12 protein-coding genes are annotated in these 15,130 nt (G+C 56.4%); 5 read left to right on the forward strand and 7 right to left on the reverse strand.

Annotated elements, in window-relative coordinates; all coding sequences use genetic code 11:
• Positions 1 to 20 precede the first annotated feature (20 nt).
• The 3 genes from J2Y91_RS10230 to J2Y91_RS10240 all read right to left on the reverse strand — a co-directional run bounded on the left by J2Y91_RS10230 (position 21) and on the right by J2Y91_RS10240 (position 3,450).
• Positions 21 to 1,322 carry an anaerobic C4-dicarboxylate transporter gene (locus J2Y91_RS10230; protein ID WP_048917444.1) on the reverse strand — a complete coding sequence of 434 codons (1,302 nt, stop codon included), beginning with the start codon at positions 1,320 to 1,322 and terminating at the stop codon, positions 21 to 23.
• Between the two features lie 116 nt (positions 1,323 to 1,438).
• Complete coding sequence (aspA, locus tag J2Y91_RS10235) at positions 1,439 to 2,875, reverse strand: aspartate ammonia-lyase (RefSeq protein WP_253538096.1); 1,437 nt, start codon at positions 2,873 to 2,875, stop codon at positions 1,439 to 1,441.
• Positions 2,876 to 3,129: 254 nt separating this feature from the next.
• On the reverse strand, positions 3,130 to 3,450 hold the full coding sequence (locus J2Y91_RS10240; RefSeq protein WP_253539573.1) for a hypothetical protein: 321 nt from the start codon (positions 3,448 to 3,450) through the stop codon (positions 3,130 to 3,132).
• Between J2Y91_RS10240 and J2Y91_RS10245 the strand changes: the two genes are divergently transcribed.
• From J2Y91_RS10245 to J2Y91_RS10260, 4 genes are all read left to right on the forward strand, one after another.
• Positions 3,389 to 3,850, forward strand: coding sequence for an FxsA family protein (locus tag J2Y91_RS10245; RefSeq protein ID WP_253538098.1), 462 nt, complete (start codon positions 3,389 to 3,391; stop codon positions 3,848 to 3,850). The two genes, J2Y91_RS10240 and J2Y91_RS10245, sit on opposite strands and share 62 nt — an antisense overlap.
• 228 nt (positions 3,851 to 4,078) lie before the next feature.
• On the forward strand, positions 4,079 to 4,372 hold the full coding sequence (locus J2Y91_RS10250; protein WP_048917440.1) for a co-chaperone GroES: 294 nt from the start codon (positions 4,079 to 4,081) through the stop codon (positions 4,370 to 4,372).
• A 60-nt stretch (positions 4,373 to 4,432) separates the two neighbouring features.
• The gene (groL, locus tag J2Y91_RS10255) at positions 4,433 to 6,079 is read left to right on the forward strand and encodes a chaperonin GroEL (protein ID WP_048917439.1); all 1,647 of its coding nucleotides are present in this window, start codon (positions 4,433 to 4,435) and stop codon (positions 6,077 to 6,079) included.
• Positions 6,080 to 6,254: 175 nt separating this feature from the next.
• Positions 6,255 to 6,599, forward strand: coding sequence for a DUF4156 domain-containing protein (locus tag J2Y91_RS10260; RefSeq protein WP_048917447.1), 345 nt, complete (start codon positions 6,255 to 6,257; stop codon positions 6,597 to 6,599).
• Between the two features lie 84 nt (positions 6,600 to 6,683).
• On the opposite strand, the gene J2Y91_RS10265 is transcribed toward J2Y91_RS10260, so the two are convergent.
• Together J2Y91_RS10265 and J2Y91_RS10270 are read right to left on the reverse strand one after the other, a co-directional pair.
• Entirely contained in the window at positions 6,684 to 7,649 is a 966-nt protein-coding gene (locus J2Y91_RS10265; RefSeq protein ID WP_253538101.1) for a TerC family protein, read from the reverse strand.
• 250 nt (positions 7,650 to 7,899) lie between these two features.
• Positions 7,900 to 8,895 carry a Gfo/Idh/MocA family protein gene (locus tag J2Y91_RS10270; protein ID WP_253538105.1) on the reverse strand — a complete coding sequence of 332 codons (996 nt, stop codon included), beginning with the start codon at positions 8,893 to 8,895 and terminating at the stop codon, positions 7,900 to 7,902.
• Between the two features lie 133 nt (positions 8,896 to 9,028).
• Here J2Y91_RS10270 and J2Y91_RS10275 point away from each other — a divergent pair, with 133 nt between their 5' ends.
• Entirely contained in the window at positions 9,029 to 10,720 is a 1,692-nt protein-coding gene (locus tag J2Y91_RS10275; protein ID WP_253538109.1) for a chloride channel protein, read from the forward strand.
• 74 nt (positions 10,721 to 10,794) lie between these two features.
• Here J2Y91_RS10275 and J2Y91_RS10280 read toward each other — a convergent pair whose 3' ends face one another.
• Both J2Y91_RS10280 and J2Y91_RS10285 read right to left on the reverse strand, forming a co-directional pair.
• Entirely contained in the window at positions 10,795 to 11,403 is a 609-nt protein-coding gene (locus tag J2Y91_RS10280) for a LuxR C-terminal-related transcriptional regulator (RefSeq protein ID WP_133624902.1), read from the reverse strand.
• A gap of 117 nt (positions 11,404 to 11,520) precedes the next feature.
• Positions 11,521 to 15,129, reverse strand: coding sequence for a response regulator (locus J2Y91_RS10285; RefSeq protein WP_253538112.1), 3,609 nt, complete (start codon positions 15,127 to 15,129; stop codon positions 11,521 to 11,523).
• Position 15,130: the final 1 nt, after the last annotated feature.

Below are 15,130 nucleotides of genomic sequence, written 5' to 3' on the forward strand. Positions count from 1 at the left end.
TGCTGAATCGAACCCTGATGTCAGAGGAAAATTCCGCCGAGCAGGAAACCAAACGCAACCGACAGGATAATCGCCAGCGTGCCGGGCACCAGGAATGAGTGGTTAAACACAAAGCGGCCAATGCGCGTCGACCCGGTGTCGTCCATCTCTACTGCCGCCAGCAGGGTTGGGTAGGTCGGTAACACAAACAGCGCGGACACCGCTGCAAATGAGGCGACGGCGGTAACCGGCGACACGCCGAGCAGCAGCGCCGCTGGCATCAGCGCTTTGGTGGTCGCCGCCTGAGAATAGAGCAGGGTAGAAGCAAAGAACAGGATCACCGCCAGCATCCACGGATAGTCATGCAGCAGCTCGCCCGCCACCTGCTGGATCTCGCCGATATGCGCTTTAACAAAAGTGTCGCCCAGCCACGCTACGCCGAGTACGCAGACGCAGGCGCTCATGCCGGATTTAAAGGTGCTGGCGCTGAGGATCTCCCCGGTATCGATTTTACAGGTCAGGCAGATCAGCGCGGCCACGGTCAGCATAAACACCACAATGGCCTCATTGCGCGGCAGCACCGGGTTGGCAATCAGCCCCACGGCATCGCTGATGGCGGTGGCGTACAGCACCACGGCAACGATCCCCAGCAGCAGCAGCAGCACTGAACGCTTAGCGCCGGGCTTCTCCTGGAATTTGCTGGCGCCGCGCAGGGTCACTTCGCCCTTGGCCAGACGTGCCTGGTAAACATCATCATCCTTTAACTCCTTCCCTAAGAAGTTGGTGAACAGCGCGGCAATAAAAATAGCGGCCATGGTGGACGGGATCGCCACGCCGAGCAGCGCCAGATAGCTGATGCCGCGCGGTTCGAGAATGCCGGCCATAAACACCACCGCCGCCGAGATCGGCGAGGCGGTAATCGCAATCTGCGAGGCGACGACCGCAATCGACAGCGGGCGCGACGGGCGCACACCCTGCTCCTTGGCAACTTCGGCAATCACCGGCAGCGTCGAGAACGCGGTGTGCCCGGTTCCGGCCAGCAGCGTCATAAAATAGGTCACCAGCGGCGCGAGGAAGGTGATATAGCGCGGATGCTTGCGCAGCAGGCGCTCTGCCAGGCTGACCAGGTAATCCATCCCCCCGGCAACCTGCATTGCGGCAATGGCGGCGATCACCCCCATGATGATCTCAATCACGTCGAACGGAATGGCTCCCGGGGTAATCTGGAAACCGAGGGTGAGCACCAGAACCCCCATTCCCCCGGCAAAGCCAATGCCGATGCCGCCCAGCCGGCTACCTAAATAGATCGCCAAAAACACGACGATGAGTTCTGGTAATAACATGTTGTATTCCTTAAGGCTAAAGATAAAAAACCGTTAAAAATTTGTGCGCCATACCAAGTAAAAAGGCACGTCGTTCTGAGAACTGACGTGCCTTAAGCTGCTATCTGATGAATGGATTATTGTTCATTTTCATCGGTGTAGCGTTTGGCTTTATACACCGGGAACATCAGGTTCTGGGTGGAGAAGATGTCATCCAGCTCGCTTTCGGTCAGCAGCCCGCGCTCAAGCACCACTTCGCGTACGCTCTTACCGGTTTCGGCGCAGATTTTGCCAACGATATCGCCGTTGTGGTGGCCGATATACGGGTTGAGGTAGGTGACGATGCCGATGGAGTTAAACACATAGGCTTCGCATACCGCTTTATTGGCAGTGATGCCATCGACGCATTTTTCCAGCAGGTTGTAGCAGGCGTTGGTCAGGATGTGGACCGACTCAAACATCGCCTGGCCAATCACCGGCTCCATCACGTTGAGCTGCAGCTGACCCGCTTCAGAGGCCATGGTGACGGTGATGTCGTTGCCGATCACCTTGAAGCACACCTGATTCACCACTTCCGGCACTACCGGGTTCACCTTAGCGGGCATGATGGACGAACCGGCCTGCAGTTCAGGCAGATTGATCTCATTCAGGCCAGCACGCGGGCCGGAGGAGAGCAGGCGCAGGTCATTACAGATTTTCGACAGTTTAACCGCCAGGCGCTTCAGCGAGCTGTGCACCATCACGTAAGCCCCACAGTCGGAGGTCGCTTCGATCAGGTCTTCCGCCGGAACGCAGGCGAGGCCGCTGACTTCCGCCAGCTTCTGCACCGCCAGCTGCTGATAGCCATCCGGGGTATTCAGGCGCGTACCGATGGCGGTGGCGCCAAGGTTCACTTCCAGCAGCAGTTCCGCGGTGCGCAGTATGCTGCGGATCTCTTCGTTCAGCAGGACGTTAAACGCGTGGAACTCCTGGCCAAGCGTCATCGGGACGGCATCCTGCAGCTGGGTACGGCCCATCTTCAGAATGGTATTAAACTCGACGGCCTTGCGCTGGAAGCCTTCGCTCAGCTGGCCGATAGCATCCAGCAGCTTGAGGATTGAGCTATAAACCGCAATGCGGAAACCGGTTGGATAGGCATCGTTGGTTGACTGGCATTTGTTGACGTGGTCGTTCGGGTTGAGGAACTGATACTCCCCTTTCTGATGGCCCATCAGCTCAAGACCGATATTGGCTAACACTTCGTTGGTGTTCATGTTCACCGAGGTGCCCGCGCCGCCCTGATAGACGTCAATCGGGAACTGATCCATGCATTTGCCGTTGTTCAGCACTTCATCGCAAGCATTGACGATCGCGTTGGCCACGTTGCGCGGAATAGTTTGCAGCTCTTTGTTCGCCAGCGCCGCCGCTTTTTTTACCATCACCATACCGCGCACAAACTCAGGAATATCGCTGATTTTGCTGTTGCTGATATAGAAGTTTTCAATCGCACGCAGAGTATGAACACCGTAATAAGCATCTGCGGGAACTTCACGCATACCTAACAGGTCTTCTTCGATACGAATGTTATTAGCCATGTGAACCTTCTTTTAGGGGATTACCGGGTCAGAACCTATCCCATTAGGCTATTTTACTTGTCATTTTGCACCTGGGCAGTGCTCAAAATCCTCACGTACTGCGTGTACGCTCCGGTTTTTCCGCGCTGTCCGTGTCCAAACTGACTGCGACAATTACGCCTGATGGGATAGGGTCTAAATCATCACAATTTAAGTGCCTGCTCCGTGGCTGGCATCCAGTGATTATCGGGCCGGGTACAGCCCGCAGCGGGATATTATCCGTTTGCGCTGGGCTGAGCACGATCATATTCTGCTGTGTTGCAAAAGCCTGAATCCAGATCACTTAAACCGTTTGCCATATCAAACAGTTTCAATGATATGTGATCCTGGTCACTTTGAAAGGGGGGGATGAATTTCGGCATTTCCAGTTGAAAAACCGGGCTGCCGGACCCACCTTCTATACTATCGGTCGCGAAGACCGCCATTTTCTGCCGCCGCAAAACAGTGGGGCGGCCACTGATACAGGAGAATACGGTGCGCTGGTTACCGTTCTTAGTGATTTTTGCCCTGGTGTGGATCGAGATTTCACTCTTCATACAGGTGGCCCACGTGATGGGCGTTTTACTGACCATGCTGCTGGTGATTTTCACCTCCTGCATCGGGATCTCGCTGGTGAAAAATCAGGGGATGAAAAACTTTATGCTGATGCAGCAGAAGCTGAACGCGGGTGAAAGCCCGGCGGCGGAGATGATCAAGAGCGTTTCGCTGGTGCTGGCGGGCTTTCTGCTGCTGCTGCCGGGATTCTTCACCGATTTCCTCGGCCTGCTGCTGCTGTTACCACCGGTGCAGAAGCACCTGACGCTGAAGCTGATGCCGCATCTTAAAATGTGGCGTGGCAATGGCGCCGGGCCGGACAGCGGGTTTACCGTGGACGGCGAATACGAGCGCAAAGAGTCAAATCTGATTGAGCATGACGATCGTCACGATCGCCATTGATTTGCCGAATAAATTCGCCAGCGGCGCAGCCTTAGGGGCTGCGCCGTTTTTTTTGCACTGGGCGACCAGTTGTGCAAAAAAACGCCGAACGAAGCAGTTAACAAAAAAAAATACCTCCTGCCCTTGAAAGGGGTGCTACCCGGCCTTATCTCTTCCGTCACGAGGCCGATGCCAAAGCAGCACGGCTTTCATCCCAAAATGATTGGACTTCTCAAAGGAGAGCTAACAATGAAAATTCGTCCATTGCACGATCGTGTTATCGTCAAGCGTAAAGAAGTTGAATCCAAATCTGCTGGCGGCATCGTGCTGACTGGTTCCGCGGCGGGCAAATCGACCCGTGGCGAAGTGCTGGCTGTCGGTAACGGCCGCATCCTGGAAAACGGTGACGTGAAGCCGTTGGACGTGAAAGTGGGTGATGTCGTGATCTTCAGCGAAGGCTACGGCGCAAAAACTGAAAAAATCGACAACGAAGAAGTTCTGATCATCTCAGAAAACGACATTCTGGCGATTGTTGAAGGGTAATTTTCGCCTATTCATTTCACTTCAGTCACTGAACGTAACGAATTTAAGGAATAAGTAAAAATGGCAGCTAAAGACGTAAAATTCGGTAATGACGCACGCGTAAAAATGCTGCGCGGTGTCAACGTACTGGCAGATGCAGTAAAAGTTACCCTGGGCCCGAAAGGCCGTAACGTGGTTCTGGATAAATCTTTTGGTGCACCGACCATCACCAAAGATGGTGTTTCTGTCGCACGTGAAATCGAGCTGGAAGACAAGTTCGAAAACATGGGCGCGCAGATGGTGAAAGAAGTGGCCTCTAAAGCGAACGATGCTGCAGGCGACGGTACCACCACCGCCACCGTACTGGCTCAGTCCATCATCACCGAAGGCCTGAAAGCCGTCGCTGCGGGCATGAACCCGATGGATCTGAAGCGCGGTATCGACCAGGCGGTTATCGCTGCGGTTGACGAACTGAAAAAACTGTCTGTGCCATGCTCTGACTCTAAAGCTATCGCTCAGGTGGGGACTATCTCTGCTAACTCCGACGCAACCGTGGGCGAACTGATTGCTCAGGCGATGGAAAAAGTCGGCAAAGAAGGCGTGATCACCGTTGAAGAAGGCACCGGCCTGCAGGACGAGCTGGACGTGGTTGAAGGTATGCAGTTCGACCGTGGCTACCTGTCCCCGTACTTCATCAACAAGCCAGAAACTGGCGCAGTTGAGCTGGAATCTCCATTCATCCTGCTGGCTGACAAAAAAATCTCCAACATCCGTGAAATGCTGCCAGTGCTGGAAGCCGTTGCGAAAGCCGGTAAACCACTGCTGATCATTGCTGAAGATGTTGAAGGCGAAGCGCTGGCTACCCTGGTGGTTAACACCATGCGCGGCATCGTGAAAGTGGCTGCGGTTAAAGCACCAGGCTTCGGCGACCGTCGTAAAGCCATGCTGCAGGACATCGCAGTGCTGACCGGTGGTACCGTGATCTCTGAAGAGATCGGTATGGAGCTGGAAAAAGCCGGTCTGGAAGATATGGGCCAGGCGAAACGCGTTGTGATCAACAAAGACACCACCATCATCATCGATGGTACGGGCGAAGAAGCGACGATCAACGGCCGCGTGACTCAGATCCGTCAGCAGATCGAAGAAGCGACCTCTGATTACGACCGTGAAAAACTGCAGGAGCGCGTAGCGAAACTGGCAGGCGGCGTGGCCGTGCTGAAAGTGGGCGCAGCAACTGAAGTTGAAATGAAAGAGAAGAAAGCGCGCGTTGAAGATGCCCTGCACGCAACCCGTGCTGCGGTAGAAGAAGGCGTGGTTGCTGGTGGTGGTGTTGCACTGGTACGCGTGGCTTCTAAACTGGCTGAACTGCGTGGTCAGAACGAAGACCAGAACGTGGGTATCAAAGTGGCACTGCGTGCGATGGAATCCCCACTGCGTCAGATCGTTTCTAACGCCGGTGAAGAGCCATCTGTGGTCACCAACAACGTGAAAGCGGGTGAAGGTAACTACGGTTACAACGCGCAGACCGAAGAGTACGGCGACATGATCGACTTCGGTATCCTCGACCCAACTAAAGTGACCCGTTCTGCTCTGCAGTACGCGGCCTCTGTTGCTGGCCTGATGATCACCACCGAATGCATGGTGACCGACCTGCCTAAAGGCGATGCGCCTGACTTAGGTGCTGGCGGCGGCATGGGCGGCATGGGTGGTATGGGCGGAATGATGTAATTCCCCCACCTCGCGTGAGTAAAAACCCTCTGTCTTTGACAGGGGGTTTTTCTTTTTGGGGGGAAAATAGTAAAGTCATTAGCACACGATCTAACCTGATGAATTTTTTGCGGGTTCCAGGGCAAGGATAGATGATGCTCTGGCCTGAATCTGATGATAATAAATGGGGATTAAAATGCGGATTAACTTGCTGGGACTCTCTGTGGCGGCCCTGCTGCTGGCAGGCTGTAGTACCTCTAACACCCTGAGTTCTGCGGGCGAGCGCGTCACCTTTACCGATCAGCAACCGGCCAGCAGCTGCCAGCTGCTGGGCAACGTGACCGGCGCGCAAAGCAACTGGTTCTCAGGTGCAGGCGGTGAAGGCAGCTCACTGCGCGGCGCGGCCAACGACCTGCGTAACCGTGCGGCCGAGATGGGCGGCAACGTCATTTATGGTGCCACCAGCCCAACCCAGAACATCTGGTCCAGCTTCGCACCGCTGGACAGCAAAATGAGCGGCCAGGTTTACAAGTGCCCGTGAAATCGCTGATTTAAGCGGTGATGTGCCTTGAATAAGGGTGACCTCTGTGGTCACCCTTTTTTTATGCAGATTAGTGTATGCAGATTAGTGAACGGACTTACGGTCGTTACGGTAATTCACCACCGCGTTAATCACCAGCGTCAGCGCCAGGATGCCGCCAACAATCCCCAGCGAAATCGCAATCGGGATATGGAAGAAATCGACAATCAGCATCTTCACGCCGATAAACACCAGAATCACCGACAGGCCATATTTCAGCATGCTGAAGCGCTCCGCGACGTTCGCCAGCAGGAAGTACATCGCACGCAGGCCGAGGATGGCGAACAGGTTAGAGGTCAGCACGATAAACGGGTCGGTGGTGACGGCGAAGATCGCCGGAATACTGTCGACCGCGAAAATCACATCGCTCAGCTCGACCATAATCAGCACCAGCAGCAGCGGGGTGGCATACAGCAGGCCGTTCTGACGCACGAAGAACTTCTCGCCTTCGATCTTATCGGTCATGCGCAGGTGGCCGCGCAGCCAGCGCACCAGCGGCTTATCGCCAATCGCGCTGTCATCTTCCTTCGCCAGCGCCATTTTAATCCCGGTAAACAGCAGGAACGCGCCGAAGATATAGAGCAGCCAGCTGAACTGCGTGACCAGCCAGCTACCGGCGAAGATCATGATGGTACGCAGCACGATAGCGCCCAGCACGCCGTAGATCAGCACACGGCGCTGCAACGCCGCAGGCACGGCAAAGTAGCTGAACAGCATCAGCCAGACGAAGACGTTATCCACCGCCAGCGCTTTTTCAATCAGATAGCCGGTGAGGAACGCCAGCGCCTGGGTATCGGCCACCTCGCGCCCGGCAGTGCCGGTGAGATACCACCAGAAGGCGACGTTAAACAGCAGCGAAAGGGTCACCCAGACCAGCGACCAGGCCGCAGCCTGCTTCATGGTCATGGTGTGTGAGCCGCGACGGCCCTGCAGCAGCAGGTCAATCGCCAGCATAATGACGACAACGACAGCGAAGCTGCCCCAGAGTAACGGTGTGCCAACAGTATTCATTTTTTCTTGCCCCAATAACAAAAATGGCCAACGTCGGAAGACGCCAGCCACATTATTATTGTCGCTGTAAGCAAACCTCGCCTCCCGGCAAGGTCTCACTTACAACCAAAATTTGGTTGCCCCAGTAACCGGACATCGTGTGGATGCCGTATTGACGATTAACTGGCGAAGAAGTTACTCCCCTTTGCTGGGCAAAAGATATGCTGCGCGCCGGGCCAGGTCAACATTCTTCAGTAATATTTAGAAATATTTACACAACCGCCGCATCGGGGCTGTCTGCCGGGAACACCACGCCGGTCTGGCGGCGGATCTCGGTCAGCAGCTGGGCGGTGGTCAGCGAGGTTGCCAGGCCGGCATGATTGATCTCGTTGTTCTCTACCAGGCGGGCGAAGGTTTCCGCTTCGTACAGCATGGTATTGATATGCTGCGGCTGGCTGAGATCCTGCGCTTTGCCGCCGCGTGGCACCAGGCTGACGCGCTGGCATTCGGAAACCTGCTCGATCACCAGCGAACCCTCTTCGCCCTGGATCTCACTTGGCAGCGTCGACTGGCTGACCTTCGAGTGCTGGATAGTCACGTCAAAATCGCCGTAGTTGAGGATCACGCTGCCGTGGGCGTCGACGCCGCTCTCCAGCAGGCTGGCGCTGGCGGTGACGCTGTACGGCGCCCCCCACAGGCTGACGGCGGTGCCGAGGCAGTAATAACCGATATCCATAATTGACCCGTTGGACCACGCCGGGTTGAAGGTGTTGGGGTTCTCACCGTCGAGGTAGCGCTGATAGCGTGACGAATACTGGCAGTAGTTGATAAAGGCTTTGCGCAGCTTGCCGATGCGGGTGAGCGACTGCTGCAGGGTCAGGAAATTCGGCAGGCTGGCGGTTTTAAACGCCTCAAACAGCACCACCTGGTTATCACGTGCGCAGGCGACCATCGCCTCCGCTTCGCGCAGGTTGGACGCCAGCGGCTTCTCGCAGATCACGTGCTTGCCGTGGCGCATAAACAGCAGCGCCTGCGGGCAGTGCAGGGCGTTCGGGCTGGCGATATACACCGCATCGATAGCCTCGCTCTGCGCCAGCTGCTCCAGAGAGTCAAACAGCAGCTCGACCGGATAATCGCTGGCGAAGGTTTTCGCCTGCTGCAGCGAGCGCGAATAGACGGCGCTGAGCTTCATTTTTCCGGTTTCGTGAGCGGCATCGACAAACTGACGGGTGATCCAGTTGGTTCCAACGACGGCGAAGCGAATCATAGTGTTCCTGTGCGGCTGAGTGAACGAAAAAGCAGAGTACCATTTGTGTAAAGTGAGGCAATGACAAAAAGGCGTGATTTGATTTTTCAGCTCACCTCTCGCACCATACAGGAAATCATCCCGAGGGAACCCGATGAGTATCAGCAGCAGGCACGCACTTAACTGGACCAGCATCCTGGTCGCCATACCCGTCGGGCTGGTCGCCACGCTGGTGACGCTGCTCTTCCGTGAAGCCATCGCCCTGGTGGATACCCTGATTTTTGGCGGATCCGGTGATATCACGCAGTCAATGCGCGCCTATCCCTGGTACTGCTGGCCGCTGATTATTGGCGCGGGCGGGCTGGTGGCCGGATTTTTCCTGCGCTACGCCGCCGCCATCGAGCAGAAAGAGACGGTGCGCACCGACTATCTGGAAGTGATCAACGCCCGGCTCGATGCGGTGCCGACTAAAACCTCGCTGTTTCGCGGGCTCTCCTCGCTGGCGAGTATCAGCAGCGGCGCGTCCATCGGGCGCGAAGGGCCGATGGTGCAGCTCTCTGCCCTGAGCGGTAGCCTGATGGGGCGCTGGCTGTTTCGCTCGCTGCCGCTGAAGAACAGCGATGTGGTGGCGATGGCCGCTGCGGCCGGGCTGGCGTCGGTCTATCACGCACCGCTGGCTTCGGCGATCTTCGTCGCTGAGATCGCCTTTGGCATCTCCTCGATGCAGCGGCTGATCCCGCTGATTATCGCCGCCGGCGTCGCGGTGCTGACCATGTGGTCGCTGGGCTTTCGCTCCGCCATCTATCCCTTCTCCCACAGCCAGTTTGACCTCTCTGCGGGCAGTATCGCCCTGACGGTGCTTATCGGGCTGCTGGCCGGGCTGCTTGGCTGGGCGATGATCGGGCTGATTGGTCAGAGCAAGCGGCTGTTCGCGCCGCTGAAAAGCCTGCCGCTGCGCCTCGGTATCGGCGGCGTGCTGGTCGGGGTGCTGGCGATAGGCAGCACCCAGATCCTCGGCAACGGTTACGAAGTGATCGTCCGCATTATGGCCGGGGATTTCCTGCTGCCGATGCTGCTGGCGCTGCTGCTGCTGAAGATGCTGGCCACGGCGATCTCGGTGGGTTCCAGCGCGGTGGGCGGCCTGTTTACCCCGGCGCTGCTGATTGGTGCTTTAATGGGGGAAATGGTGGCGCTGGTGGCCGCCGCTGCCGGGCTACCGATCGGTAACGCCGAAGTGTTCGCCGCCGTGGGTATGGGCGCGGTGCTGGCCTCGGTCAGTCAGGCGCCGCTGATGGCGATGCTGATGGTGCTGGAGATGACGCTCAACAGCAGCCTGCTGTTTCCGGCGATGATCGCCTGCGTGCTGGCCTCGATGACGGTTTACCGCCTGCATTCCACCAGCACCTATCCGGTGATGAACAACCACTTCAGCCGCTCTGACGCCAAGTTCAACTTCGATAATGGTATCATCTCGCAGTTTATTATCTCCGGCGCGGCGCTGACGCCGGAGGCCTCGGTGGGTAAAGCGCTGGCGGTTAGCTCGCTGAAGCGCGAGCGTTTTGTGTATGTGGTCAGCGAGGAGGGGAAGTTCCTTGGCGCCGTGTCGATCCACGATATTTCGCATAAAGTGCTGGATAAAGAGATTACCCTGACCTCCCCGGTGAGCTGCGTGATGGACAGCAGCTTCCCCTATATCTATGAAAATCAGACCATCAAAGAGGGGTGGGAAGCCTTCGCCCAGGTGACGCTGGAGCGCCTGCCGGTGCTGAATAACCCGATAGAGAAGAAGTTTCTTGGTGCGCTGACTAAAACCAGCCTGATCCAGCAGGCAAAAGACTTTATCTGAGGCTGAAAAAACGCTGAGCGCTCCATTGGATGGTGCGCTCAGCGTCAGGCCACGGGTGAAGAAGATGACCCATTTTATTGATAATAGTAAACCCCAAAGTCATTCATTCTTTTCTGGAAGTCGGCCATGTTTTTGCATTTCAGCTTCTCCATAATTTTTAATTTATAGTAGCTAATGGTTTTAATGCTCAGCGGCAAGCGGCGCGAAATATCTTTATGGCATTTTCCTTCCGACAGGAAGCGCAGCAAATAAAATTCCCGCGCGGTTAAAATATCCTTCTGATAACAGGCCAGCTCCTCTTCCGCGCTTTTCTGGTGCAACCTTGAAGGTGTAATACAGAGCGACAGGGCAATAGCGCTTTCATATTTAAATGCCAGCTCGCAGCGCGGCAGGGTTTTACGCACGTAAGCGATAAGCGCCGGGTCGCGCAGGCGGGTATAGATCACCAGCTTCAGCGTTGGCCAGCGGTGCTGGAAATTCTTAAAGTAATCAATGCAGGAAAACAGGGTATCATTGTCCGTTACCAGTTCGCTGATGACCACTTTAATCCGATTTTTTTGCAGCGTATTATCCAGTTCGGCCAGTGATGAACAGCCGAGGGTGTGAATTTCGCTGAGTTTAAAATATTCCTCGACGCCTTTAATGCAAAATGCGTCGCTATCAAGCATGGCGATATGAGACATAATCAGGTGACCGTGTAATTAGAATAATCTCATTACACTCCTGGCCCCGTTTGTTGTCTATCAGTGCCGTCTGCTGCTTTCGTAGGATTATTCTGACGGGATGACATAAGGCATGCTTTAATTCCCCGCCAGATAGTTTTCAATAGCCCGATTTAATATAGCCAGTTCGTTCTCCGTTTCCTGCCACAGAGCCTGGGCTTCTTCAGCGGAGACGTCATCCTGACGGCAGAGATCTTCCAGACGGCGACAGAGCGCTTCGGCTTTATTGGCGCTGATAATCTGGCAGGCACCCGACATGCGATGAATGCACTTCGCCATTTCCGGCCAGTCCTCCAGCTCCAGCAGCTCTGCCGCTTCGACTATATCCTGGCGTTGGGTGGTTAAGGTGACGCTCAGCAGGGAGTGCAGCAGCTCATCATCGCCCTGGGTCAGATTATTCAGGCCGCTAAAGCTGAGCATCTGTTCCAGCTCGCTGGGGGCGGGCCTGTCTTTTGCCATGCGCAGCGCCACCTGGCCTAGCATCGCCTGCAGCTGCGGAAGCTGCAGCGGTTTAAACATGCAGTCATCCATTCCGGCCTGCTGGCAGCGTGCGCGCTCTTCCGGCCACGCATTCGCGGTCAGGCCAACGATCATTAACGGCTGCGTCTGGTGGGCACGGATTAGCCGCGTCAGCTCCAGCCCGTCCATACCGGGCATACTGCAATCGGTGATCAGCAGGTCGAACTGCTGCTGCTGCCAGATCTCCCAGGCTTTTTCGCCGTCGCTGGCCTCGGTCACCTGATGGCCGAGGCGCGCCAGCTGGCGGCGCAGCAGCATGCGGTTAGCCGGGTGATCGTCTACCGCGAGGATGCGCAGCGGCGGCACTTCAATGGCGGCTGGCAGGGCTTTGGTCGGTATCTCCTCCGGCCGTGAACTGCGGGTTGCCAGGGCCAGGGTGAAGGTGACCTCGGTGCCGCGCCCCGGTTCGCTTTGCAGCGTAATGTTGCCGCTCATCATCTGCACCAGCTGGGAACAGATGGCCAGGCCAAGGCCGGAGCCGCTCTGACGCTTGCCGTCCTCTGCCTGTACCCACGGATTAAAGATATCGTGTTGTTCACCTGCGGAGATCCCTTTGCCGCTGTCTTTCACCGACACGCTCAGCCGCACCTCGTCATTCTCCAGAGCGGTGATATCGATATTGACTTCCACACTGCCTTTTTCAGTAAATTTAATCGCGTTACTCACCAGGTTAGAGAGGATCTGGCGAAAGCGCAGGGCATCGATAAACACTTCATAAGGCATGACCGGCGGCAGCGTACAGCTCAGGCGCAGGCTTTTTTGTCGCGCCAGCCCCTCAAACACGCGTACCACCGGTGGCGCCAGCTCGGTGCTGCGCACCCACTCTGGTGCCAGCTCAAGACGCCCGGATTCAATGCGTGCCATATCGAGAATATCGCCGATCAATCCCATTAATGACCGGGCCGATTCCCAGGCGACTTTGACCGGCTCATCATCGTCGGTTTTCCGCCCCGGCGCGCTGACTGCCAGCTCCAGCAGGCCAATAATGGCGCTGACCGGGGTGCGAATTTCATGGCTCATGGTGGCAAGGAAGGTACTTTTCGCCCGGTTGGCCTGCTCGGCGCGTTCGCGCGCCAGCGACAGGTCGGTGGTCAGGCTCTGATGCTCGGTGACATCAATCCAGCTGCAGATCAGTCCCGCCGTTTGCTGGGAATCGTCGAGGTAGCGCACGGCGTTATGGATCACGCTGCGCTGACTTTCGCCATTAAAAATCTGGAAGGCTTGCGGGCTGGGCTGCGGCGCGGCATTACCCTGTATCACCTCATCTTTAATCTCGCGCCAGATGACATTGAGCGGATTGTTAACATCGGCCACGCTGCCGCGCGCGCCGTTGACGCTATCGCCTTTAAAGAACTCCTGCCATGACTGGTTAAACAGCACCAGCCCGCCTTGACGATCGACCACGTACACCGGCACCTGCACGTTATTCAGCAGCTTATCGCTGAACTGAAGCTGAGATTGCAGGCTCTGCTGCGCCCGGCGGCGCGCAGAGATCTGGCGGCGCAGATAGTAGATCCAGATCAGCGACGTCAGGCCAATTGCCAATGTCAGGCCTCCCAGCAGCCAGAATTGCGTGCGATAGGCAGCCCAGGTATCCAGCTGCACATCCGGTGAGGTTTGCCATTTATTGATCACCCGGGTCATCGTGCGTGGGGCGATGTCGGCCAGCGCTTTATTCAGGATGCTGAGCAGCTCCGGCTGGTCAGGGCTGACAGCAAAAGAGATCTGCGATGACGCATCTCCCAGCGTCATGGCGATTTTTAAATTATTGCGAAAGTAGCGGTCAATCATATAGCCGCCGCCGACCAGAGTGTGCACCGCGCCGTCGACCTTGCCCTCATTGACCAGCTGCATAGCGATACTGGCATTGGCAACCGTCACCAGGTTGATGCCCGGATACTGCTTTTTCAGCTCGGGGATCAGCATGTTGTTTTCAGTAATCGCAATGCGGGTGTGCTTATTTAGCGCCATCGGCAGCGATTGCGACTGCTGCACCACCAGCACAAAGGGGGAGGAAAAATAGGGACGGGTAAAGCGCAGCTGGTTATCGCGCATATCGCTGTAGCTAATGGCGGCAATAAACCTGGCTTTACCCCCCTTCACGTCGCGGAACATCTCGTTGACCGACTCGGCGACCACCGGGGTGAAGTTAATCCCGGTACGCAGGCGGATCAGGCGCAGCAAATCGGCGCTGATGCCGTAAAAATTGCCCTGGGCATCCACCATGGTGAAGGGGGCATACAGCGAATTAACCACCACCGGGATGTTGGGGTTCTCTTTCAGCCAGCGTTTTTCGCGTTCGTTAAAATTTAGCCGGTTAATAATGGGCAGCAGGTCGGAGCCTTCGCTCCACTGCTGATAGATCACCTGATTTTGCGTCGCCGGGATCGCGGCCAGCACGCTGTTGACGGCGTTGACCAACTGCCAGTCTGCAGCACGCATCAGAAAACGGCTGCCCGGTGCGCGCACTGGAAAAATCTCCTGTACTGCCAGCAGGTTATTGTAGTTACGCCCGACCAGATAGCTGGCGGTCGTCAGATTGCCGAGGTAATAATCACTGTTGCCAAAGGCCAGCGATGCCAGCGCCTCTTCGTCGGTATCAAAACGTTGAATACTCGCTTCAGGGAAGTGCTGTTTCAGCCAGGCCAAATCGAGATAGTGATGTGACACCGCCAGATGCAGGTTTTTAACTGCCTTCCAGTTGGTGCGCTGGTCGCTGATACGCCGCATCAGCGTGGGATTATCCGGCATGAAGCTGCGGCTGCCGACCAGTGTGCTATGGATGGGCAGCGGATTGCCGGTCGGGTCGGTGACGATATCGACCTGATGCGTTTCCAGTGCCTGTAGCGCCTGTTCGCGGCTGGCAAAGCGGGTAATCTGCGAACGCATCCCGAGGTACTGCGTCACCAGCAGCGAATAGTCGGCGTCAATGCCTTCATACTTGCCGCTTTCGGTAAACATATCGAACGGCGGGGTTTCCGGCAGCCAGACGCCGATTTTCAGCTCGCGTTTTTGCCCCAGCCAGCGCCAGTCTTCATCGCTGATATTGAAACTGCGGGGGTTATAATTCTCGCGGCTGATAATCGATAGCGTTTCGGGCGTGTCCTCAGCCCGCGCCATTAGCAGAGGAAGCAGCAGCAACAGCACGAACAGGACAGGTTTTTTCACA

It is taken from the genome of Erwinia aphidicola (assembly GCF_024169515.1).
In the GTDB taxonomy this organism is placed as follows: Bacteria; Pseudomonadota; Gammaproteobacteria; order Enterobacterales; family Enterobacteriaceae; genus Erwinia; species Erwinia aphidicola.